Source organism: Thalassoglobus sp. JC818 (assembly GCF_040717535.1).
Taxonomy (GTDB): domain Bacteria; phylum Planctomycetota; class Planctomycetia; order Planctomycetales; family Planctomycetaceae; genus Thalassoglobus.
Map to the genome: position 1 here is coordinate 169,168 of NZ_JBFEFI010000004.1, position 24,080 is coordinate 193,247.

22 protein-coding genes are annotated in these 24,080 nt (G+C 52.2%); 2 read left to right on the forward strand and 20 right to left on the reverse strand.

Translation table 11 applies throughout. The features are described from left to right. Positions 1-22: 22 nt before the first annotated feature. The 10 genes from AB1L42_RS11755 to AB1L42_RS11800 all read right to left on the reverse strand — a co-directional run bounded on the left by AB1L42_RS11755 (position 23) and on the right by AB1L42_RS11800 (position 10,933). Entirely contained in the window at positions 23-1,327 is a 1,305-nt protein-coding gene (locus tag AB1L42_RS11755; protein ID WP_367055216.1) for an ATP-binding protein, read from the reverse strand. Between the two features lie 183 nt (positions 1,328-1,510). Continuing rightward, the gene (locus tag AB1L42_RS11760) at positions 1,511-2,125 is read right to left on the reverse strand and encodes a putative metallopeptidase (protein WP_367055219.1); all 615 of its coding nucleotides are present in this window, start codon (positions 2,123-2,125) and stop codon (positions 1,511-1,513) included. Between the two features lie 339 nt (positions 2,126-2,464). Beyond that, complete coding sequence (locus AB1L42_RS11765; protein ID WP_367055222.1) at positions 2,465-3,145, reverse strand: L17 family ribosomal protein; 681 nt, start codon at positions 3,143-3,145, stop codon at positions 2,465-2,467. A gap of 77 nt (positions 3,146-3,222) precedes the next feature. Beyond that, a complete protein-coding gene (locus AB1L42_RS11770) occupies positions 3,223-4,233 on the reverse strand; it encodes a DNA-directed RNA polymerase subunit alpha (protein WP_367055228.1) in 1,011 nt (336 codons plus the stop codon). A gap of 109 nt (positions 4,234-4,342) precedes the next feature. After that, positions 4,343-4,726 (reverse strand): 30S ribosomal protein S11, encoded by a 384-nt coding sequence (gene rpsK / locus AB1L42_RS11775; protein ID WP_146509050.1) that lies wholly within the window; start codon positions 4,724-4,726, stop codon positions 4,343-4,345. Positions 4,727-4,941: 215 nt separating this feature from the next. After that, positions 4,942-5,328 (reverse strand): 30S ribosomal protein S13, encoded by a 387-nt coding sequence (rpsM, locus tag AB1L42_RS11780; protein ID WP_367055235.1) that lies wholly within the window; start codon positions 5,326-5,328, stop codon positions 4,942-4,944. Positions 5,329-5,724: 396 nt separating this feature from the next. After that, entirely contained in the window at positions 5,725-5,841 is a 117-nt protein-coding gene (rpmJ, locus tag AB1L42_RS11785) for a 50S ribosomal protein L36 (protein ID WP_146509053.1), read from the reverse strand. A gap of 358 nt (positions 5,842-6,199) precedes the next feature. Continuing rightward, on the reverse strand, positions 6,200-6,655 hold the full coding sequence (locus AB1L42_RS11790; RefSeq protein WP_367055240.1) for a response regulator: 456 nt from the start codon (positions 6,653-6,655) through the stop codon (positions 6,200-6,202). 282 nt (positions 6,656-6,937) lie between these two features. Continuing rightward, entirely contained in the window at positions 6,938-8,332 is a 1,395-nt protein-coding gene (locus tag AB1L42_RS11795; RefSeq protein WP_367055244.1) for a hypothetical protein, read from the reverse strand. Between the two features lie 228 nt (positions 8,333-8,560). Next, positions 8,561-10,933, reverse strand: coding sequence for a BatA domain-containing protein (locus tag AB1L42_RS11800; RefSeq protein WP_367055249.1), 2,373 nt, complete (start codon positions 10,931-10,933; stop codon positions 8,561-8,563). Between the two features lie 247 nt (positions 10,934-11,180). Here AB1L42_RS11800 and AB1L42_RS11805 point away from each other — a divergent pair, with 247 nt between their 5' ends. Further along, positions 11,181-11,900, forward strand: a complete 720-nt coding sequence (locus tag AB1L42_RS11805; protein ID WP_367055254.1) for a Swt1 family HEPN domain-containing protein — start codon at positions 11,181-11,183, stop codon at positions 11,898-11,900. Positions 11,901-11,913: 13 nt separating this feature from the next. Here the strand turns inward: AB1L42_RS11805 and AB1L42_RS11810 are convergent, their stop codons facing one another. After that, positions 11,914-13,188, reverse strand: coding sequence for a Gfo/Idh/MocA family oxidoreductase (locus tag AB1L42_RS11810; RefSeq protein WP_367055257.1), 1,275 nt, complete (start codon positions 13,186-13,188; stop codon positions 11,914-11,916). A gap of 218 nt (positions 13,189-13,406) precedes the next feature. Further along, complete coding sequence (locus AB1L42_RS11815; RefSeq protein WP_367055261.1) at positions 13,407-14,552, reverse strand: ATP-grasp domain-containing protein; 1,146 nt, start codon at positions 14,550-14,552, stop codon at positions 13,407-13,409. Positions 14,553-14,965: 413 nt separating this feature from the next. On the opposite strand from AB1L42_RS11815, the gene AB1L42_RS11820 reads away from it, so the two are divergent. Further along, positions 14,966-15,427 (forward strand): RidA family protein, encoded by a 462-nt coding sequence (locus AB1L42_RS11820; RefSeq protein ID WP_367055266.1) that lies wholly within the window; start codon positions 14,966-14,968, stop codon positions 15,425-15,427. A 216-nt stretch (positions 15,428-15,643) separates the two neighbouring features. On the opposite strand, the gene AB1L42_RS11825 is transcribed toward AB1L42_RS11820, so the two are convergent. The 8 genes from AB1L42_RS11825 to AB1L42_RS11860 all read right to left on the reverse strand — a co-directional run bounded on the left by AB1L42_RS11825 (position 15,644) and on the right by AB1L42_RS11860 (position 23,975). Beyond that, positions 15,644-16,336, reverse strand: a complete 693-nt coding sequence (locus AB1L42_RS11825) for a response regulator transcription factor (protein WP_367055271.1) — start codon at positions 16,334-16,336, stop codon at positions 15,644-15,646. Beyond that, positions 16,333-17,016 (reverse strand): phosphate signaling complex protein PhoU, encoded by a 684-nt coding sequence (gene phoU / locus AB1L42_RS11830; protein WP_367055274.1) that lies wholly within the window; start codon positions 17,014-17,016, stop codon positions 16,333-16,335. Before phoU ends, AB1L42_RS11825 begins: the two co-directional genes overlap by 4 nt. 113 nt (positions 17,017-17,129) lie before the next feature. After that, positions 17,130-17,876, reverse strand: a complete 747-nt coding sequence (pstB, locus tag AB1L42_RS11835; RefSeq protein WP_367056632.1) for a phosphate ABC transporter ATP-binding protein PstB — start codon at positions 17,874-17,876, stop codon at positions 17,130-17,132. 105 nt (positions 17,877-17,981) lie between these two features. Continuing rightward, positions 17,982-19,016 carry a phosphate ABC transporter permease PstA gene (gene pstA, locus AB1L42_RS11840; RefSeq protein WP_367055277.1) on the reverse strand — a complete coding sequence of 345 codons (1,035 nt, stop codon included), beginning with the start codon at positions 19,014-19,016 and terminating at the stop codon, positions 17,982-17,984. Continuing rightward, the gene (gene pstC, locus AB1L42_RS11845) at positions 19,013-19,948 is read right to left on the reverse strand and encodes a phosphate ABC transporter permease subunit PstC (protein ID WP_367055280.1); all 936 of its coding nucleotides are present in this window, start codon (positions 19,946-19,948) and stop codon (positions 19,013-19,015) included. Before pstC ends, pstA begins: the two co-directional genes overlap by 4 nt. Before the next feature lie 257 nt (positions 19,949-20,205). Continuing rightward, complete coding sequence (locus AB1L42_RS11850; RefSeq protein ID WP_367055283.1) at positions 20,206-21,156, reverse strand: PstS family phosphate ABC transporter substrate-binding protein; 951 nt, start codon at positions 21,154-21,156, stop codon at positions 20,206-20,208. Positions 21,157-21,277: 121 nt separating this feature from the next. After that, the gene (locus tag AB1L42_RS11855) at positions 21,278-22,579 is read right to left on the reverse strand and encodes an O-acetylhomoserine aminocarboxypropyltransferase/cysteine synthase family protein (protein WP_367055286.1); all 1,302 of its coding nucleotides are present in this window, start codon (positions 22,577-22,579) and stop codon (positions 21,278-21,280) included. Between the two features lie 397 nt (positions 22,580-22,976). Then, the gene (locus tag AB1L42_RS11860; RefSeq protein ID WP_367055289.1) at positions 22,977-23,975 is read right to left on the reverse strand and encodes a sodium:calcium antiporter; all 999 of its coding nucleotides are present in this window, start codon (positions 23,973-23,975) and stop codon (positions 22,977-22,979) included. Positions 23,976-24,080 lie beyond the last annotated feature (105 nt).

Below are 24,080 nucleotides of genomic sequence, written 5' to 3' on the forward strand. Positions count from 1 at the left end.
GACTCAGCTCGCGCATGAGATGCTATTGGATAATCGGCAACGTCACGCGGAAGACTGTTCCAACACCGGGCGTCGACTGAACAAGAGACATTGTCCCCCCAGCGGAGCGAGTGATATTTCGGCAGACAAATAACCCCAACCCGGTACCATTCGACTTCGTCGTGTAATACGGCTGAAAGAGTTGCTCCTGAGATTCGAACGGAATCCCGCACCCATCGTCTGCGACATCGATTTCGAGCGAATCATTCTGAACCCGAACGATGATTTCGATCATCCCGCCTTCTTCAGTCGCATCGAGCCCATTCAAAATCAGGTTCAGAAAAACTTGAAGAATCTCATCACGAACGGCCGTCACTCGCGGCAAATTCTCCGGAAACTCCGTCTTGATCGTCTTGCCTTTTTTCCGCTTGTAGTACTTCGCGATATCCAGAGCATTGCGAATCACTTCATGAATATCGATTCGCTGAGACATCTTCGTCCCGGGCCGAGAGAACTCAATCAACTCGCGAAGCGTGCGTTGAATTCGGCGAAGCTGCTCGTCGATCAATTTCAACCGGTCCTTCGATTCCGGATCGAGTTCCTGTCGATTCATCATTTGAACGAGGGAACTGATTGCCGTGAGCGGATTCCCGACTTCGTGAGCAATCCCCGCAGCGAGGAGGCCAAACGCTGCCTGCTTTTCCTGCTGAACAAGAATCGCCTGAGACTCCTGAAGCTCTTCCGTTCGCCGCTGGATTCTGCCTTCAAGTTCTTGATTGAGCAGCGTCAGTTTGCGACCTGTTTGCCTCAAGAGATTGGAGAGTGCAGTCCCCGCCCAAGTGACCCAGCCCATGAAGATCAGCATCAACACCAGCGACACATAATCTTCGCGAGTTAATGCGGCCGGCTCAAAAGCCAACGTTGAATAGCTGACTGCGTGCAAAGCGAATGTTGAATACGTGACCGAAGGCGAATACCGCAACGAACAAACCAGAAGCGAGAGAAAGTAATACAGCCGGAACGGACTGTTGATTCCCTCATCGTAGTGACAGAGAAGGCCGATAAAGACAGCCTCCATGAACGACACCACTAACGGAAAGCGGCTGAAAAAGACCTCACCCCGATAGTGCCACGCCAAGTCAAACAAAGCATAGACAGCCCCGACCGTCAGAATTCCGTTGAGGTACGGCTGAGTTGGTGTCGGTGAAAGAAAATTGACGAGCAGATAACCAACGATCAGCCCGAACCACCGGATGCGAAGCGTGATCGATTCCGCTCGCAGCTGCCAATTGGCTTCAATGGTCAGATCAGAATCAGGAAAGTCATCAATTGGCTCAGCGTCATTCATCTGTTGCCTGAAAATCAGTGAGCAAGGATTCCAGTTGAAAGCCCAATTCTAAAGAACGATGCTCCTTTTTGTGCACTCAGCTGAACCTGTTTTGATTTGTGTTTTTCACTTTTCTTCAAGCAATTTTTTGGAAGCACTGAGAGCCCACTCGTCCCAATCAACGTGCGATCGAATCACTGACGTTTAGGCTCGAGCAGCATTCTTAACAGGAATCAGTTTCGGAATCGGAATTCGAACACCGACCACATCGCCATGACGTTTTTGCAGCTCTTCAAAATCACAATGCAAGAATGAGTACAACGATTCAGGCGGCCGCATCGCCAGATATTCGCGAGCGAAGACTTCCATCTGACCATCATACTCTTGCTGCGAATGGGTGTGCACATGGCACCGCCCCGAGAACCGGCGAATATCCCCATCAAACTTTGGGCTGATGTGGTAGAGCTCGTGCAGAACCGTGACCATCTTTTCCTGAAACGATTGGTCCAGGAACCGCGGCAGATAGAAAGTAAGAATGTATTTCATCTCACGTTTCGCAAGATACAGCCGCTGCACCGTCCATATCTGACCGTTCCGGCGCCAGGTTAATGCCCCGTTTTCAAACCGCATCGGAGTCAACTTGGCTTGCAAGCCGTGCAAAACTCGAGAACGGGCTTGCGCGAAGCTGACAGCAACTTCTGCCATATCAATATGCAGGAACGCTTCGTGTCGATTAGTGATGTCTTCACAGAGTTGCGACATCGCTTCGGTAAAATCGAACGGACCAAGTGCCGAGCGAAGTCGAGTCAAACGCGCCACAACAGCTTCCTTTCGCAATGGCGTCAGCATCCGCAACAGCACGATTCCAACCGCGCGAGCCACCTTGAAAGGTACGACCTCGTTGCAAACCCTGAATTCCTTCGGTGGGCAATATTACACCCTTCGCCCACTTCTGAAAACGCAACTTTCAATTGAGCGTCACATCTCAGAACCGACTCGTCGATCAAGAGTGCTGTACCCCAAGGTGTTAAAGAATCGGCGAAAGGCTTTCAAATGCAGAAAACCAGACTCGAAACCTTACCTGATCCGACAAAAAAAGAGGCTGCGACGATATCGCAGCCTCTTCTTAATTGAATCAAAATCACACAGAGTTCAACTCTATGACGACTTTTCTTCGTCGTCTCCAGCCGCTTCTTCTGTGCTCGCTGCCTCAGCAGATGCTTCGGTTTCATCGACTTCTGGAGCCGAATCTTCCGCCGCGAAGTTTTCTTCATCGTCTTCGACAACAACAGGAGCGACACTGCGTTGCTTCACGCGATCGCGTTCACCGACGAATTCAATGAGTGCCTGTTTACCAGCATCGCCGAGACGGACTTTCGCGAGTTGAACAACTCGTGTGTATCCGCCATTGCGATCAGCAAATCGTTCGGCCAATTCTGAGAACAGGATATCAACAGCTTCCTTGTCGCGAAGCATCGAAAACGCGCGGCGACGATAGGTCACTGCTGGAGCGATGGCTTGTGCCCACTGCTCCCATTCATTCGATCCGCGCCACTTCTTCCAAGCGTCGCTGCCTTTTTCTGCGGTCGTGGCGAACTGGGCTGCTCGCTCCTCGTGTGGGGCTGCCTTCTTCGCAATTGTCACGAGCCGTTCGACGAATGGTCGAAGTTCTTTGGCTTTGGCAACCGTGGTCACGATTCGACCGGAAACCTTAGGTGCACCTTCGGCATCTTCGTCGATTCGCACAGTCTTGATCAGACTTGCAGCCATGTTTCGAAACATCGCTTTACGATGGCTCGAATTGCGACCGAGCTTCCGGCCTCTCATCAGGTGTCGCATAGTACTTTATCCACAATCAATTCATTGAGTTGCTGCCTGCAACTCATCAATATCCTGAATCTGAAAACCCCAGCTGATTACATCCGTGACCGCTCAGGAACTCGCATTCCCAAACGCAGTCCGATCTGATTCAACTGCTCACGCACTTCAACCAATGTTGTTTCACCAAAGTTGCGAACGGTCAGCAACTGGTCTTCAGTCCGAGAAACAAGGTCTCGCACTGAGTTGATACCTTCTGATTCGAGACAGTTTGTCGCACGAACAGAAAGATTGAGTTCCGCCAGACTTCGATTGAGCTTCTCTTCGAGTTCGAGATCAATCGGTGAGTAGCCTGTTGCTTCCAGCATACCCTTCAAGCCTGCCTCTGGTGGCAGTTCTGGGCCTGGTTCCTGGTAGTTGATGAACGGATTGAGGTGCTTCCGCATGATTTTGGAAGCTTCCACGAGTGCCATTTCCGGAGAAACAGTACCGTCCGTCCAGATTTCCAAAGTCAGCTTGTCGTAGTTCGTACGTTGACCGACACGAGTGTCTTCAACATTGTAACGAACTCGAGTGACTGGCGAGAATGCTGCATCGAGAGGAATCACACCCAGTTCTGGGCTGGCCTCGTAAGCTTCTTTAGCTGGGATGTAGCCACGTCCGTTTTCAACGGTCAGTTCCATACTGAGTGGAACGTCGTCAGTCATGGTCGCGATGATCAGGTCTTTGTTAATCACTTCAACCTGATCGTCGGTGATCACATCTGCCCCAGTCACAACGCCACGCTCATGCTTTTCGATACGCAGAGTCTTGTTGGTGCTGCTGTGATTTTTAACGACGAGTGATTTCAGGTTCAGGCAGATATCCGTGACATCCTCAACGACACCCGGAATCGTTGTGAACTCGTGCTGAATCCCACCGATTTTCACGCGTGTGACAGCACTTCCCTCGAGGCTGGAGAGGAGAATGCGACGCAGGCTGTTAGCAATGGTGTGTCCAAATCCGCGTTCGAAAGGTTCAGCGACGAACGCACTGTAAGTGTCAGTCGCTGTCTCGTTGACAGGCACGACACGACTTGGGAGCTCAAGATTTCTCCATCGGATTCTCACCGGGCAGTCTCCTTATTACGACGATCAGTGTCGATCAAAAGCCAAATCACGGACATCGCTGCACCGCATCAGGCAAACTGGCGATTAGTTCTTTGACACCAAACGGTGATTAGACGCGACGACGCTTACGAGGCCGACATCCGTTGTGCGGCAGAGGTGTCACATCTTCAATCGCTTTGATCGAGATTCCTCCGACCTGCAATCCGGTGATGGCGCTTTCACGACCTGAACCTGGTCCTTTGACTCGGACTTCCAGTTCACGGACACCGAACTTGCGAGCCCGGTCGGCACATGTTTCTGCAGCACGTTGAGCAGCAAACGGAGTACTCTTTCGAGATCCCTTGAAACCGACAGTCCCGGCGGACGCCCAACACAGGATATCGCCGTTCGTATCAGAGATCGAAACGAGTGTGTTGTTAAACGTCGCTTTGATGTGTGCAACACCGCGATTGACGTTACGCCGTGTTCGTTTTTTCTTGTTGGCCTTGGCCACAGAGCGAACCCCTCAAAAAAGTAATTTGTTCGAATACGATTCTGGAAATCTCATCAGGCACAAAACCTGATCAAACACCGCGGACAACTGCGATCCGCATTCATTGACCCCATCGAAAATCGGGTCAAACCAAGAGAACAGTTGCCCGTGATCTCGCCATACCGTGAGTTCGGAAACCGAACGAGTCCCACGAGACGAATCCAACCACAGCCAATTTAGTGACGCATATCCTTAACACCCTTCTTACCGGCAACCGTTTTCTTGGCACCTTTGCGAGTACGGGCGTTTGTCTGTGTATTTTGACCTCGAACCGGCAATCCACGACGATGGCGGATTCCGCGGTAGCACTGAATCGAGCGAAGACGGGAGATGTTGTCCCCGGTCTGGCGACGCAACTGACCTTCCACAACATATTGATTGTCGAGGATGTTGTTGATTCGCTGAATGTCGTCGTCGCTCAACTCACGAGCTCGACGATGAGTTTCGAGACCGAGCGTTCGGCAGATCTCGATTGCTTTCACCTCACCAATCCCATGCAGATACTGCAAGGAGATGTAGGTCGGCTTGTTGTTTGGAATGTCCACACCCAAAATACGAGGCATGAGAGTTTCCTGTTTCTACTTCGCTAAACTCGTGACTTCTAAATTTCTTCACTCGACCGGAGTCATGTTGACGTGACTGACTGCGGAACTCGACTGAAAAACACGACGAGGAATTCACTCCTCGATGCGGAATACAACAACCTGGTCATTCACACTTGTGTGACGTCATCCAGCGGGAAGTGCGAACTTCACATTCTGATGTCGACCATTCTGCCTGTACTCACTTCCCCAACTCTGTATTTTCTAACGGCAACCGTGCGGAGACAAATTTGAATCATTCAGGATGTCACTCCTGACGTTTTGTTCAATCTCTTGATCGAACCATCTGCCCAACGCTGAAGCGTTCCGAAAATTGCCGCCCGTCACACGAGAGCCATCTTCAACGGCTGCGTGCGACTACCCCTGCCGCTGCTTGTGGCGTGGGTTGGCGGAGCAAATGACGAAGTTGCGACCTTTTCGGCGGACAACTTTGCAATGCTCACAGATGCGTTTAACGCTTGAGCGAACCTTCATTTCAATTGACTCCGTATCTTAACCACCGATGTTACGCAGGCGCAATCACACGATCTGCTCGATGGAATCACCAGCTCCGACATCAATGTGGAGACTGGGGGCGCTGCTGAGAACGAAAGCGTGGCAGTATAAGCGAGCAGCACCAGTTTTCACAAGTTTCCGGGACTGACTCTTGCCCCGCACAGGCTAAGCCCGTAACTCACGGAAACAGAAAGAGTTACAGCGTGCAGACTGATTCGCGTCCGTTTTTTTTTGAAATTTGGAAAAATAATTCCCATCGCCCATCAAAAACAGTAACTGCAACAGTCAGTGACACTTACGCAACTCTGTGCAGTCAGACTGCCGAATTCAGCTTCATCTACTTCGGCAGAGGAGCATCGACTTCCTGAAGGTAAGCGAGCAGACGATCACGCTCGCTCGTCAGATGTCGAACTCTTAGCAGCGACCGAACCCTCGTCTTCAATTCCAGACGATTGACAGGTTTGCTGAGGAAATCATCGGCTCCGGCAGCGACTGCTTTCTCAATGTCGCCGGATTCCTTGAGAGCGGTCACCATCAGAATCGGAATTCGTTTCGTTTCCTCAGCCGAGCGAAGCTGTTGGCAGACTTCGTATCCGCTCATCTTGGGCATCATGATGTCGAGGAGAATCAGGTCCGGAAGCTCAGCGCGTGCCTTGTCCAGTGTCTTTTGCCCGTCCTCCGACATGAGGATTTCGTGCCCTTCATCGCTCAAATACGCTTCCAGCAGCTCCCTGTTCTGCTCGTTGTCGTCAGCAATAAGGATCCGTCCGGTGATGGTTTCCGTGTTCGTCATGACAGCAGTCTATCAGCAGTTAGGGCGAAAAAGGCAAAGGATGCCGGTGGACACACATTGGGATGACCATTTGGCCAAGCGGCAATCGCGAGGGCGGTTCAACTTAGAGTGAGCGAACCATCGCAATTCTACACACAGACGATTGGTTGATCCAAGCCTGATCGCTGTTCTGAGCCCTCCTCTCCCCTGACGGGCGATCGATTTTCATGCTCTCGGCATGTCCACTGATTGCGATGAGCCAACGGAGAATTCCTCGTGCTGGCTTAGAAACACACCGGGTCATCACTCTTCAGGAGACTCTGTTTCCTCGTTTTTTGGAAAGATCTGAATACGCCTGGCCTGCACTTCAAAGTCGAGGCCCGTCGCTCCGGTGATCTCTTTCAACAACTCCAGAAGATCAACATCCTGCAGACTCAAGGTCACCGTTTGCTCCAATTGCTCGGGAGCAACCTGGCTGTGATCAACGGATACTCCGGCGATCTCCGAGAACTCCCGTAAGAGAGTTGCCACCGGGGTGGGGTACGTCAATCGATACTCGACGAGTCGTTGCTCCAGACGATCATCAATTGAGAAAGGGAGACCGTCAGACGCGAGTTGCGGAAGGATCGGCTCCTGAGCTGGCGAATCTTCGGGCGTCTCATCAACTTGATCTTCGAGTTCCAGCGGTATCCCGTTTTGATCGGTTTCCAGACTCAACCCATCAGCCATCGCTGCCATTCGTCGAACGATGCGTGGATCAGTCGCAGCGGCGATTTGTTTGACGGATCCATCTGCCATCAACACGAACATCGAATCCGGATCGCCCGTTCCAATCCCATCCGGTCCGTTGACGTACGGTTCCTGATTGAAGCTGCGAATCGTCGCCTCTCCCGGACGCGCCCATGCTCCCAGCATCGACTGGACTCCGACGATCAGCATCGTGTTGGAAGTCCCGTCGACGATGTCCGACTTCCGAACGGTTCGAAATGGCGAGAAGATCCCGGCCCGGGGATGATTGACCGGCAATCGATCAGCATCCGGGCCTACACCGGAAACGCCTGCGAAATGTGTCGCTGGGTAACGATCATCTCCGGTTAGTCGTTTCACGTCCGGGTTTTGATATTGCTCGAGTCGACGACGGACAAAGGAGTCATTTTGTCGGTCATTCCAGGTTGCCTCCCAATCGAGCGAGATGTTCCCGGCGTCCTCTTCCCGCTCGAGTTGAGCAATCCAACTCCATCTCGGCACGGTCTCATCGCGGTTCAGATCCATTCCATTCGCGTACGATCCAGTGGTAGCGAGATGACGATCAATCGAACCGAAAATCTTCATGAGTCGTTGCTGCAGCGGATCAATCTTGTCTGCATCTGTCTCGTTCGTCTTCCCATCGTTATCGACGGAAACCGGATCAGCATCAGGCTCCTCCGAAGTCTCCACCAACTTCGGAGGAACATCAGCGTCTGGCGAAGGTGAAATGGCCGTTGATGTCGCTTCTGGTTTGAGAAAGAACCACAAAATGCCAGCGACAGCAACGATCCCAACGAGAACAACGCGGGCGGGAAACGAGGAACCGACTCGCGATTGTAACGAGTCCGGAAGCTGAATCGGTTCGACGCCCACCAATCGACCGTTCTGCTCTTCCAGCAGAACCGGTTGAGAGCAGTCCGGACACTCAATCGTCTGTCCACGTCGACTCAAGTCGCGGACACGTAAAGGGGCAGAACAATGAGGGCACGGGAAACGATTCAAGTTGCTGGCTTTCACTCCAATCTTAGGGGAATGACTGATTTTAGGAAGCCCGGCCAAATGCCTCCAGAGCATCTTCCCTTCTGCATTTTCATGGGCGTAATAACCGTGATCTCTTATGCCTTCGAACTTCCGTCCGGCACATTCTTTGGTCCCCGGTGACCACCCGAAAAGGTTTGATCATCCCGAAATTCGTGTCCCTCTCGGAAACGGCATCTGATTCTCAAGTACGCGAGACAGAAGAATTCCCCCCAACAACATCGTTCCAGTGACCATGATGAAAACAGCACTGGCCGACATCGGCAGAGACCAGATGATCAAAATGCCAGACAGAAGGCCCACCAGCATCCCCGCTCCAAACCGATAAGAGACGCCGAGAATCATATCGATGAGAAGAAACAGGAACGCGAAAAAGAACAACCAACGGGAGTAAGCATGTACCGAAACTGGATCAGAAAACGGGGCATATCCGGACGGGTCATCCAGCGATTCAGTCACGGTCACATTCAGGCTCTGAAAGATCTCCTTCCGAATTCGATCGCCAGGCCGAAGAGTCTTCAAATCACTCTCAGTCTGGTCGCAATTTCGAAACAGAATTTGCTGAGCCTGACCATTGTCGCCGAAGCTCAAACGGAAAACTCCGGGTCGTGCCAGGACCGTTCCAAGCAACTGATCGGTCGACGTCGGACGTCCCAACATCTCCCACACAAGATTACCTCGTTCGTCCTCAATTCGATTGAGCGGCTCACTGGCAGACAGAACCGGGTCGGCTCCGCTTCCGATTGTCGATACCACGACTCTTCGTTCCAGTGAACTTAAAGATCGAACCATCTCCTGCATCATCGGAAGAAAGCTGGGCCAGAGAACCCAACTTCCCCATTGTGGTTCAAAGCTTGTATTGATGAGAACAACCGCTCCCAGCCCAACTTGCCTCTCCACAATCAGCGGATCTCCGTTGACGAGATCGACAACACGCTGAACGTCAGCTTCGGTGATCTCCGGGATACTCGACTTCAGGTATTGATAGATCCGCGTGGTCGCGAAACCTGATTCGGGGGAATTTCGAAATTCACGCACAATCGCGTGTGTTGACGGCTCCGCTTCAAACCGGAAAGACTCTTCGAATCTCGGATCAGCTGACTGGTGTTCTCCCAGCAACGCAGGCAGAAGATCGATTCCCTCACTCCCATAAACCTGATTGACAGCCGCCGCACTTGTTGTTTCGTCGACCGAAAACATCACGCCTCCGCCGGTCTCGACGAACTGTCGGAGTTGCTCTGCTTCGACAAGAGTCAGTACGGGAATCCCGCAAAACAGAACAACATCACACTCACTCAACTGCTCGCCGGAGTACTCGCTGCGCGGGATAGTCCGAATTCGATTGGAAGTTGCCTGCGTCGATTCTTGGTTGACGCTACTTCCGCTGATTGCCCCTTCAGGAACCGCCAAGGCTGCGTTCAAAAAATCGCTCGCCGACACTTCTTTCACTTCATCGCTTGCCCCTCGCACGATGAGTATGTCGACGGGACCATGCACAATCACTGGCGACCAGAAAACATTGTCAGCGTCCAGAGCATCTTGTCGAGTTTCCGATCGGAGTGCGTGCACGCCGGGCTGACGAATCTGAAAAGACATCGTTCCAGCGATTTGATTCTGATCACCAACGCTGACTCTTCGAGTTCCAATCGATTCGCCATCAACCTGAAAGCCAACCTCGATAGAATCATTCTCGCTCGCGAAGCTGGTCACCTTGAACGGAACTTCCAAATCAATTCGCTCTGACAGATCGCCTTGCACGGCGTCTGCACTGACGGTCGCATTCGACAATCGGTCTCCATCATCGGGGGAGACAATCATGACTGTTGCTAACCGACTGAGTTGATCAAGCAGTTCGCGAAGCCTTGAGGGAGAATCCGCTGTTGTTGCCCACTCGGACTGCTGAAGATCTGTAAAAAAAATGACTTCCACGCTATCGGAGGGAAACTCTTCGGCCATACGAATGGCACGTGTGAGTGTCGCAGCGACGTTTCCTGACTGGAATGTCGGCTTGAGTTCACGAACTTCCGAAGCAACCGCTTCCAGTTGATAGCTTGGGAGCCGAATTCGCTCGGGCCGAGAGTTGTTGCCATGCAAAAGCAGTTGCCATGAATCATTTGGTCCACTTGTGCGAAAGAGATTTTCGAGCTGAGCGAGAGCTCGATCGAACCGGGAGATCTCCTCGTCTTCGGCCGCCATACTCATCGAGACATCAACAATGAGAAGTCGATGCACCGGAACATCGACTTCAGATGCATTCCAATCGCTTGCCTGATGCGGATCAGATGCTCCGAGCACCAGTAAGACAATAACGAGGATTCTTAACAAGAGCGGCAGAATGGAATGAAGCCGAATCTGATGACGCCGTTTCTCGACAACGACCTGCAAGAACCGCGTCGCTCCCCAGTTCTCGATTCGCACCTGCCGCTTCATCAGCAAGTAGATCGCCACGGGAAGAACGGCACTTGCGATTCCCCATAGAAGTCCGGGTTGTCCAAATACAATTTCCGGAAACACGCTTAGAGTCCCAACGGAGGGAAATTGGGGAATGTGAGTGGTGCTTTCGGATCGCAACGGCGATAACGATTGCAGCGATTGATCGGATTGGTCACTCTATCCAATGTCATCGGAATCTTCGTCCTTTTCGATTCATCAGCGATCGGACTCGACGATCGCATGGCGCTCTCCGAAATTCATCATCGCCGAACGGGTCTTCATCGACAACAATAGTCCAGAGCCTTTCTAGCCCCTCAAGAGTATTACTGTGGCCACCAATCGCGAACGTATTTCTACCGGACTCGACCTTCTGACCGAAGGACTGGCCCCGTATGTCGAAGAGAAACTGAGGAAAATCCATCGCGATAACTGGGTGCGATCTGTCGAAAGCAGTTTTCGAGACGACCGCAGTCGACTCACGCAGGACGGCAAATCGATCGACTGGGATGCCCACTCACTGTTGACAGTCATGTGGGACCAATGGAATTCCGTCTTTCGACACGATCTCGGACATTACGAAAGAAGCCTCGTCAGCGAGCTGAGAGAATTCCGAAACCGCTGGGCTCATCAACAAGCTTTCACTTTCGATGACGTCTTTCGCGTTCTGGACAGTTGCCAGAGACTTCTCAAGTCCGTCGATGCGAAAAATGTTGTTGTGATCGAACGTGAGAAAACCGATCTCCTCGAATCTCATGTCGCGGAGAAGGTGAACTCACAAGTTCAGAAAACAGCGTTTCAGCGAAACAAATGGTGGGTCATTGGAATCTATGCCCTCTGCTGCTGCCTGATCATTATCCATGCGATCATGTTCAGCAACGAAGGCTCGATCACGTTGATTTCGTTCGTGCTTCTCATCTTCATCTACTTGATTTACCAGCAATTCAAGATGGAAGCTCCCTTGCTCTACGGACCGAGGGAATGCTCGCGATGCCACCGGATCGTGTATCGCAAGCCGTGCCCCTACTGCCAATTGGGTGCCAACGAATAAGTTCGTTCGCGAGTCACACTCGCGGCTTGTAAAGAATTTCTGGCTCTGCTTTCCCGGGCAAGTAAAGAACCAGCCCACCCCGCTCATCGTTAACGCGAGCAACACCATCGGGCTCACCGTTCGCTGCTGAATGCAAAATTGCTTCCAGAGCTTGAACCGCACAAACAACCTGACGATCGGCATCGACATCGTTGTACGCAAGCGACTGCATTGCCTTCAGCCGTTCGTTACGGTTCTCTTCCGGTCCACCAAGTTCAACATTGGCAACTTCGCGTACAAACCGCTCAATGACTTCGATTCCGTAGCCTCGCTGAGAACGCTCTCCCCAAGGCTCCATGAATGATCCGTTGTAATGATTATTGATCGACTGCTTCATCTCGATCGGTGTCCGTCCCTCGACCGTCAGTTCCACGCCCCGCTTTCGTGAATGACCGTTCCACACTCCGTTGTCGAAGCGAAACTGCACCTCTTGCTCCACGTAGCCGGGAAAATTGTCGGGAGTGACCCACGACGTATGCAGATCGAAGGCCGCTTCGCGTCCGTCTGCGTACTCGTAGATCAGCCGCATTTGAACGCTGTCCCAGGTGTCGGAATCCGCCGATCGCACCAAGCCTCTTTGTCCAGTCGCTTGAACCGTTTTCAATTTCCCGCCGAACGTATAGTCAATCAATTTGATGTAGTGCACCGCGACATAAGTTCCCGGATTACGTCCAGTGATCCATTCAGAGAACTGGCTTCCGGAAATCAGTTTCGGTTCCAGAAGCGTGCAGTATCCGTTGTTCACATGTTGCAAGACGTCATCAACAACGAGCGTTCTCAGCTTCTTGTGATCAGGATCGAGAAGCTTGTGATAGACAACTTTCGCAAGCACATTTTTTTCGCGCGAAAGCTTGATCAACTCATCAAGCTGATCAAGCCTCAACACGGATGGCTTTTCGATGAGAAGGTGTTTGCCAGCTTCAAGAACTTTCTTCGAGATCTCGAAATGCCGATCGTCAGGCGTCGCGACGCAGACAAAGTCCAGGTTCTCGTTCGACAACATTTCGTCGACAGCTGATGTCCCGACTACGCTGACGAAATTTCGCATCTCTTCTGGAGCAGAAGAGCGATAAGCTTCGGCCCGCGATCCGGTTCTGGAACCGATCGCAGCCAGCTGCACGTCGATCAGGCCGAATCGACGATCGTAAAGCCCCTCGCGCGCGGCAGTCTCAAAGAAGGGACGATACGTCTCGTCGAAGATCATTCCGACTCCGACCATTCCACCACGCAACTGCTGCTGCTCGCTCATCAAGGCATTCCCATATGTTGCTGAAATCCACACCGCGCCAGGCGTCGATCAAGACGTAAGACTCGCGTCCTACCATGTGAACATTCGACAGATGAATCAAGTGGCTGGGAGAGAAAATCAAACGACGAATTCAGAGTTTCTCACTCCAAGATTGATACAAACCCTCAACCCTGAAGCAGCCTCGTCTCATTCTCCGAATTCAGACTTCGAGCGATCAGCTATGCAAGTCGACGATTCAATTCCGCAACGCGTGCGTTGAGTTCATCGCGACAGCTCTCGAGCGAACCGCCTTTCGCATAGACGGTGCAGAATGGTTCTCCCGCTAGAAACTTCACCCCAGCCCGAGGGATGTCTCCAAACTCAGGATAGTCGTTGAAATCGCAAACCTGTCCGTCGAGTTCGCCGTTGGAACTCATCTCGCGCGGAGCGTAAACGACCATTTTGCCGAAGTATTCATTCTCCGATTGAAACGTCCAGTCAGCCGTTTCGACCGAGTTATCAAAACACTTCACGTGCAACCCGAACAGCCCCTGACAAGTGGCGAACTCCAGAAGGTCCAGAGAGGCTGGATAGCGGGGATTCACTTCCAACACATACACGTCTTCGTCATCGGTGACGATGAAGTCGATCCCGAAGATGCCGACGATTCCGAGCTTCCACTTCAGCAAGTTGCCGACGCGGCGCATCTTGTGTTCCAGTTCCACGGAAAGCGTGACCGGACCGATGTTTCCACACCACTGAAAATCGTGGGCGTTCGCTGCAGGTTCCCCATGCAATTGATGTGTGAGTCCCACAAATCGCACGTCACCAGTGCTGGCGCCTGCGATGTAGATGCCAGAGTAACTCTTCCCGGAAATAAACCGCTCGAAGCGATGTTCTTCGTTGAGTGTCTCTGAGTTCTGAGCATCGTCTGTCCAAGAAATGATGCCGCTTCCGCCACTCCTTCGTGTCGGTTTCAGAATCCATTCCCCGTTCCGCTCCGGGGGATCAGAGGAAGGTCGCCATTCCGGCAGCTTTACCTGAGCCAGTCGCACAGCTTCGGCCAGCTCCTTCGGATCGCGAGCCCGTCGAACCACAGACGAATCATTTCCCCACAGCGTGTGGCTCTCCGAAATCTCGTCCAGCATCTCCGGATAGTTTTCGAGTCCTCCGACATAGACGACTGGGAGTTGAGGACGATCTTTCAATCGCTTAATGAGGTCGTGCGGGTAGTGATCGACTCGTTCGACATGGGCGTATTTGGCTAAGTCACTGTCCGCGAAGAGATCGAGACAATCCGGCCTCAAACCGGACCTCAATGCCGAAAAAGCAGCAGCACGTGTACTGGCACCAATCAGAATAAAGTCAGCAGTCGGCTCAATCAACGAGAGGTTCCAATGCAAACTAAAGAAAGAATCAACGATCAATGATCAAAGCTAATGAGGCTCACGGGCGTTTCCCAGTCGAAACGCGAGTCGTTTGTGGAAATCAGGGGAAAACCGCTCTGAGTGCCTTCGGGTTGTGCCGAAACTTGGAGATCTCCCGAACTGTTGCCGGTGAAATCGCTTGCCGGGCCAGAACTCGTCGGCAAACCGTTTGTTCGTCGTTGAATCACTCGCCTCCGACTGTCTTCATTCGTTACCATCGGGTCTAAATGATCGGATCTCAACCGCCGCGAATCTGTGTTGACGCACCGTTGTCGATTGACCACACGCCGTCGACAAGAAAACCTGAGTCAATCCGTTGCGGCGAGAAATCACAATCGAGCGACTTGCTCACATCGAAAGTGAACTTTTTTATGTCAGCTGAAGCAGCCTTTAAGTCACTTGGTCTCGAACTCCCACCTGCTCCAAAACCTGCAGGCACTTACAAGCCGATTGTCCGGATTGACAATCTTGTTTACGTCTCTGGACACGGCCCTTTACAGTGTGACAAGACGTTGATCACCGGCAAGGTTGGAGTGGACCTGGACGAAGCTGCTGCGAAAGAAGCAGCCAAAGTCACCGGTTTGGCGATTCTCGCCACGCTTCGAGAGTCGCTCGGGTCGCTGGACAAGATCGTTCGCACCATCAAAGTTCTGGGAATGGTGAACTGCACTCCCGATTTCGAAAATCATCCCGCTGTGATTAATGGATGCAGCGACCTGTTTCGCGAAGTCTTCGGAGACGATGGAGTCGGCGCACGTTCCGCCGTCGGAATGGGATCACTCCCGGGTCGAATTCCCGTCGAGATCGAAGCGATCTTTGAAGTCCGCGACTAGTGCAAGTTGCTCTTAACTGTGCTCTCGTTTGTACTACTTCATCAAGTACAAAGCTGTGTTTGCTCGTGCGAGAAAGTACAAGCCAAACCTGAAGATACTCTCAGCGAAACTCACATCTCGGAGCGTGTGAGTTTCTGATTGACAGCAATATGCAGGCAAGTGCAACCTTCGTTGAAGAAGACGAGTTCATGCAAGTGCAGAGAGTAGCGGAGCGGTTCAGATTCGATCGGGTTTGAAGCGATATCCAATTCCGCGAATCGTTTCGATCAACTCTGCACGAGCACTGAGCTTTTTCCGCAGTGCTCGAACATGCACATCGATAGTCCGTTCCATCGAGTTTGCATCTTCTCCGCGGCTGCAATCGAGAAGTTCATTCCGGCTGAATGTTCGTCCGGGCTGCCGTGCGAGAGTCCACAAAAGTCGAAATTCGGTCGGTGTGAGAATCAACTCATTTTCGTCGACGGTCACCATGTGGTTCTTGCGATCGATCGTGATCCCGTCGATGACTGTGATATCACCTGATGGCTCCTCAGAACCGGCTCGCCGAAGCAGTGCTTTCACCCGTTCGATCAGCGGACGCATCCGGAACGGTTTGGCGACGTAATCATCAGCTCCCATGTTGAAACCGACGATTTCGTCAGTCTCGTGATCCTTCGCGGTCAGCATGAGGATTCGAACGTTCTTCGTCCGAGGATCACTCCGCAATTCTCGACAAACCTGAAGACCATCGGGTGGCGGAATCATCAAGTCGAGGATGACAATGTCTGGCACCTGGCTCTGACACTTGCGAAGGGCTTCGCGTCCGTCGGTGGCAGTGGCGACGTCGAAATTCTCTTTCTGCAGGTTGTACAGCAGAGCATCGAGAATCGGGATTTCATCTTCAACAATCAGTACGCGAGGTTTGCTCATGGTGTTGCCTGATCTTCTCGTTCAAATTTCCCGGCATGCCGGATGATTTTGCCTTCTACGAGATAAACAATGTCTTCGGCGATGTTGGTCGCATGGTCCGCAACGCGTTCAATCGTTCGCACAGCTGAGAAGAGATGCAGCAGAGCGTCAATTTGATCCGGCGACTCATGCATCCGCCGAATCAGATCATTGATCAGCTCTTCATTCATCCGATCGATTTCGTCATCTTCCAGACAAATCTGACGTGCCAGCTGGCTGTTCATATCGACATAGCAGTCAATGCTTCGATGCAGCATCGACACCGCTCTGGTCGCCATTTCCGTCAATTGTTCTGGGACCGAAAACTGGGGAGTGTTGAGCAGGCCACAGGCTCGCTCACTGATGCTGACGGCCAGATCAGCCACGCGTTCCAGTTCCGCAGCGACTTTCATAACGGTTGTAATTCGTCGCAAATCGACCGCAACCGGTTGATACAGCGCGAGGATTTTCAGGCAGTGGTCCTCAATCCGAACATCCCAGCGGTCAATTTCGTTGTCTTCCTGAATCAGTTCACGTGTAACTTGAAAGTCGGGATTTGACAGTTGGCCGACAGATCGGTGAATCATGTCTTCGACACGCGTACACATCGCCAGCAACTCTCTGTGCAATTCTGAAAGGTCGAGTTGCATATGAACTGTCATGGCATCACTTTCAAGAACATAAACCTCGATCCACAGCGACGGAACTCGTCGCGTTGGAGCGTGGTAAGAATCTTTGTTTCAGCAGCTTGGATCGCCGTTCATCTTTCGACGGACTAACCAAACCGGCCGGTGATATAATCCTGCGTCTGTTTTTCGTCAGGATTGGTGAAGAGTTTTTCGGTATCACCGCGTTCGATCAAACGTCCTTCGTAGAAGAAGGCTGTGAAGTCACTCACTCGAGCAGCTTGCTGCATATTGTGAGTCACAATGACGATGGTGTAGTTCTCTTTGAGTTCGAAAATCAGATCTTCGATTCGCGAAGTCGACGCAGGATCGAGGGCCGATGCGGGTTCGTCCATCAGCAGCACTTCAGGATCTGTCGCCAGTGCTCGGGCAATGCAGAGGCGCTGTTGCTGTCCCCCGGAAAGAGCCATCGCTGAGTCTTTCAAGCGATCTTTGACTTCTTTCCAGAGTGCTGAACGAATCAGTGATTTCTCGACGATTTCCGCGAGCTTCGCCCGGTCACGCATTCCATGAATCCGGGGACCGTAAGCAACATTGTCGAAGATTGATTTCGGAAAAGGAGTCGACTTCTGGAACACCATTCCGACGCGTTTGCGGAGTTCAACGACGTCCACGCTCGCATCGTAGATATCTTCATTCTCGAGCAGGACCTCACCTGTGTGGCGTGTCCCCTCGACGATATCGTTCATACGATTCAGAGTTCGCAGAAAGGTACTTTTTCCACAGCCAGAAGGACCAATCAAAGCCGTCACTGCTTGCTGCGGGACGACCATCGAAATGTCAAACAGAGCCTGATTCTCGCCATAGTAAAAGTCGAGATTCCTGGCTTCGATCATTGTCGTCTGATTGACCGGCCCCGCTTCCCCAGGCTTTGCCCCTGCGGCATCGCGGTTTTGGATTGAAGCGGAAATGTCTGTCATTTTTACCTCAGTCATTTCGAATTACCAATGCAGATGCCGACTTGAGCGATATCGAAGGTACACAGCGACTGCATTCAGTAACAAGAGAATAAACAGCAACACCACAATCCCTGCCGCTGCCACGTTTTTGAATTCTGCTTTTGCCTGACGAACCCAGTTGAAAATCTGAATCGGGATCGCTGTAAATGTGTCGAATGGAGCTTTGACCAGCCCTTCCGGGTGTTCTGCCACATAGCTGAGACTGTCCACGTCCCCCGGAGCGAAGTAGACGAATGTCATCGCTCCCAGCATGACCAGCGGAGCTGTCTCCCCGATCGCTCGAGAAATCGACAGAATCACTCCCGTCATGATCCCTGGGATCGAGGCCGGCAAAACCTGATACCAGATCGTCTGCCATCTTGTGGCACCCAGGGCCAGCGAAGCATGCCGAATCGAGGGAGGAACTCCTCGCAGTGCTTCCTGAGAGGCAATGATGATCACGGGAAGAATCAACAGCGTCAGAGTCATGGCTCCAGCCATCACAACTCGTCCGAACGGAAGTGGAATTAAGTAACCGTTGTAGTGTTCCGACCAGAAGAAGCCTTCGATCGAAATTCCCAACGCACGACTCAGATATCCTTCCGGACCAAACAGACCGAACATTCGAACAAACGCAGTCAGTCCAAGAATTCCGTAAACGATCGAAGGCACCCCAGCCAGATTCGCCAGGTTCGTTCGGATCATCCGTGTCAGGAACGTGTCGGGAGCGTATTCCTCCAGATAGATCGCAGCTCCGATCCCGATAGGAACCGAGAACAAACCTGTCAAACCGATCAGCCAGACCGTTCCGAGAATCCCTGAGAGAATTCCGGCTTTCTCCGGACGACGAGAATCAAAACTCGTCAAGAACTGCCAGTCCAACCAGCCGACAGCCTGATATGTCACCGCCCCCAGCAGGACAATGAGCACGACCACGCTGGACCATGTCGCCAGCCAGCACACGAAAGCAAAGAGCCAGCTGTCTTTCTTTCCAGATGCGCGAAGCTTCGGTTTGGATGTGGGTTCTGGACCGCTCAATGGTAAACCTCACGAAATCGACGCATCACAGCCTGAGACAGAATGTTCATGATCAAAGTAATACAGAACAGAGTCAGCCCCACAGCATAGAGGCTCTTGTATTCAATCGAGCCCGCTGGTGTATCACCCAGACTGACGTTCACGATGTAAGCCGTCATTGTTTGGACGGAATGAAACGGGCTGAGCGTAAGATTGGGGCTTTGACCTGCGGCAATCGTCACCGCCATCGTTTCTCCGATGGCTCGAGAAATTGCGAGCAGAACGGCCGCCACAATTCCTGAAAACGCGGCCGGCAGAACGATTTTCACGCAGACTTCGAATTTCGTCGAACCGAGTGCATATCCTGCTTCCCGCAGACTTCTCGGGACAGCTCTCAAGGCATCTTCGCTTAAGGAACTGACCATCGGAATGATCATGATTCCCACGACAATTCCCGCAGAGAGAGCGTTGTATCCATCGACATCGAAACCCATCAACTCAGCGAAAATCGGCTTTAACAGCAGGGGTGTGATGAACTCGAGTGCGAAGTATCCGTAAATAACGGTCGGGATTCCGGCGAGAATCTCAAGGAACGGTTTGATCACTCCGCGAAGTCGCGGGCTGGCGTACTCACTTAGATAGACAGCTGTCAGAATCCCAATCGGCAAGCCCACCAAAGCTGCAATGCCAGCGACGAGAAATGTCCCCGTGAACAGCGGCAGAACCCCAAACGACTGCGGTTTGAAGTTGGGAGCCCAGCGTGTTCCGAAGAAGAAATCTCGCGGATTCACTTCCTCAAAAAACGCTTTCGCTGGCCCGATTGTGTACACCGCCTCGGTAATCAACACGAAAATGATGCTGAGAGTGGTCGCAATCGAAAGAGCTGCACACAGGAACAGAACGGTTTCGATACATCGTTCCTGGAAGCGAATTTGATTTTGTTTCGTTCTCAAAGACACGGGCACTTGCCGCCGACGAATGGAAATAAAGGCTCTTGTTCAGAATGAAAGTCCGAACAACGAATTGTCAATCGATTGGCGACGGAGTTCAAACGAGGCTTTGAAACCTCAGCCGAAATGAACTCAATCGCGGGCAAGCTTGCCTGCCGAAACCGTCAAATGAATCGCTCGAGAGCGAATCGCTTTGGGGGATCGCAACCGGCCGCGCAGAAGACTTGCCTACTCGGCCGGTCGGATGTCCCTTGTCGTCACTACTCTCCGCTGACTTCTGCAATCGCAGCTTCCAGCTTTGCGTTTTGCTCTTCGTACTGTTTGTCCGAAAGCGGAATGTATCCCGATTCTTTGACCAGTTCTCGTCCTTCTTCCGACAAGTAGAACTGAAGGAATTCGACCATCGTCGCATCTTTCAGCTTCTCTTTGTTGACGTAAAGGAAGAGTGGTCGTGAAAGCGGGGTGTAAGTTCCGTCTTCGATTGTTTCAGGAGTCGGTAGGATCGGTTCGCCACCGTTATCGGCGATTGCAACAGCTCCGAGTGCTCCTGCGTTTTCGATATAGTAAGCGTACCCGAAGTAACCGAGAGCGTACTTATCACCCGAAACTCCGGTCACGAGGAAGTTGTCATCAGCACTCTGCTGATAGTCGCTGCGACTTGCTCCTTCTTCGCCACAAACAACTTCAGTGAAGTAAGCAAACGTTCCAGAATCTGTGTCTGGAGCGAACAGTTTGATGATCTCTTCCGGGAAGTCGCTGCGGACTTCGTTCCACTTCGTGACTTTGCTCTCTGGTTCCCAGATCTTCTTGAGTTCTTCGACGGTCAGGTCTTTGCAGAAGTCGTTTTCTGCGTTGACGACGACAGTCAATCCATCGATCGCAACCGTCAGTTCTAGGAAGTCGATTCCGTTTTCTTTGCAGAGTTCGACTTCAGAGTCTTTGATCGGGCGGGACGCATCGTTGATGTCCGTTTCACCCTGCACGAACTTCTTGAAACCGCCACCAGTCCCTGAAGTTCCCACTGGAACACGGACACCACGGTGAGCGATCGAAAACTCTTCAGAGACAGCCACTGAAATCGGAGCGACGGTGCTTGATCCATCAATGATAATCTCGGTGCCAGGTGAGCTTTCTCCGCCTCCGCCTCCGCCGTTGCATCCCATTGCGACGAGCGTCCAAGCACATAATAAAGCAGTAAACGTACGGACCATTGGGGATTCTTCCTGTCCGGGAAAGTTGAAGAATGAAAGTGATGATTGAACTGAGCTGACTCTAAAGCTCAATTGTTAAGACGGCAAAACCCGATTGTTAAGAAAGTGCAAATCTTCACAATCAAATTGACTCCAGTGCCTGCTTCAAGTCATTGATCAGGTCATCAACGTCTTCAGTCCCGATTGACAGACGCACCAAATTTGGTGTAACCCCCGCTGCTGCCTGCTCTTCCGTCGTCAACTGCTGGTGTGTCGTACTTGCTGGATGGATGATCAGTGACTTACTGTCACCGATGTTTGCCAGATGTGAGAAGAGCTTCAATTGATTGATCAATTTGACGCCATTCGCGGTCTGCTCTTCGGCGTTCCCGCCAGTAATGCCGAATCCGAAGACTGCTCCGCAACCGTTCGGCATGTACTTCTTCATGCGGGAATGTGACGAGTGCGATTCCAGCCCGGCGTAATTCACCCACGAGACTTTTGGATGTGACTCGAGGAACTCAGCGACTGCCTGAGCATTCTCGCAATGCCGCTTCATACGCAGGTGAAGTGTTTCGAGTCCCTGGAGGAATTGGAAGGCATTGAATGGGCTCAAGGCTGGTCCCAGATCCCGCAGAAGCTGAGTCCGAATCTTGAGGATGTACGCCTGGTTCATCGGACCGAATGTTTCGAAGAACTTCAGTCCGTGGTACGACGGATCCGGTTCGGTCATTTCCCGGAACTTGCCGTTGTCCCAGGGGAAGCCACCCTTCTCAACGATGACTCCACCAATCGACGTTCCGTGACCGCCAATGAACTTGGTACATGAAGCAACGACGATGTCGGCACCATGCTCAAACGGACGGAACAGCGCCGGAGAGGCCATCGTGTTGTCGACAATCACAGGAATTCCCGCTTCGTGAGCGATTTCGCTGATCGCGTCGAAGTCAGGAATGTCGCAGCGTGGGTTTCCGATCGACTCCAGATAGATGCAGCGTGTGTTTTCATCAATGGCTGAGCGGAAGTTTTCTGGCTCGGCAGCATCGACGAACTTCGTGGTGATTCCAAACTTTGGAAATGTGTAGTGGAACAGGTTGTACGTCCCGCCGTACAAACTGGCTGATGAGACGATATTCTGGCCAGCTTGTGCGATGTTCATAATCGCGAGCGATTCGGCAGCTTGCCCACTCGCAACCGCCAGTGCTCCGCTTCCTCCTTCGAGCATTGCCAATCGCTTTTCGAGAACATCGTTCGTCGGATTCATGATCCGGGTGTAGATGTTGCCGAATTCCTGAAGAGCGAAGAGTCGGCCAGCGTGGTCCGTATCATTGAAGACGAATGATGTCGACATGTAGATCGGAACGGCACGTGCGTTGGTCGCTGGGTCCGGAACCTGCCCGCCGTGAAGACATGCTGTGTCCAGTTTCATTGAAATCTCTTCCATCTCACTCGCTCCCCGTTGGAATCTCACAACCTGAAAAACAAATCTATTCCCGACGAATTCCCTCGCAGCACTCGACCTCTCCCACAGTCGCTGTGTACTCGCATGAACTCGTTTCTCTTGAAGAATGCCGCGTTTGCTCGTCCAAGTTGGTGCAAACCAAAGATGACACTGCTCGACAAACGACGGGCTGCTGCCGTCCCTCTTCGTTGAACATGCACACCAATGAGATAAGCCGGCCCCGATGAGCCGCCGACCTGCTGCACGCGTATGCTAGTCTCACCCTTCAACAATCTCAAATGCGCGGTCAATACCACCGCTCGACGCGTCCCTGTCGCCAGAAATCAGCTTCCATCTCGCGAAATTCAGGCTGTTTGGAGAGTGCTGCGACTCTGAGTCTCTAGCGAACAGCAATCACGGGTGGGTCGTAAACCAGATATAGTGCACCGAAAACCAGAAGAATGATCACAATCGCATCCGGTTCCAGAAACATAATTCGCTTTTCAGCCCGGTAGAGCAAACCGATCACAGCGACCGCAGTGATGATGACAATTGAGACCGCCGTGACAATGTGCGTCAGCGACGCGGAAGCCAGAATCGGGTCCGGACTCGCGAAGTCGACGAGCGCGAGAATAAAAATGTTGATGCAATTGCTTCCGAAGATATTCCCGACCGCCATATCAAACGCACCAAGCCGGATTGCTGTGTAAGTCGCAACAACTTCAGGGAGTGAAGTAATCAGCGCGACGAATACCGTTCCGAAGAACGTCTGTCCGAGACCTGTCTTCTCAGACAGTTCATTCGCGACGTGAGCAAGTTCCGGGGCTGCGAAGAGAATCACTGCTCCACTCGCCAGGTAGATCAGTATCGCTGATACCAGCGATTTCGTATGAGGCGCCATCTCAATTGCCGGTTCATCAGCTGGAACCTGCTGATCGTTGTAGATGAGCCGCATACACGCGAGATAGACAAAGAAAATGACCCACGTTCCGAATCCGAGTCTTAAGAAGCGAAAGTCGCTCGTGATCAACAGGCCGAGCATGACGACAGCCGCCAGCAGTATGCAAACCGCTGCCGAGAGAGCGTGAGCCGCCGCCAATCGGGAAAGCATTCGACCGCGCGTTCGTGTGACCAAATCCATGATCGCCAGAATCAAAAGATTCAAAAGGCAGCTGCCGAGCAGCTCCCCCACTGTCAGATCGATCGCTCCAATTGAAACTCCAGTGTAACCAACCAACAGCTCCGGAAGGCTCGTCGCTCCGGCCAGCAACACCAGGCCAGCCATGGAGTGCCCCAGACTGGTTGCCGATGCGATTTGGTCAGCTGAGTTGGCTAAGAAAACCGCAGCAATAACGACGAGAGCGGAAAGGCCACAAAAGATCAGCAGGAGTTCAACCACGGAAGTTCTTTCAGATTTTGGCAACGACAAAGATCACGAGCCAGACGAACCTAATCGGCAAACGCCTGAAAGGTAAAGGGGATCACGGAAATCACAAATTTGAGA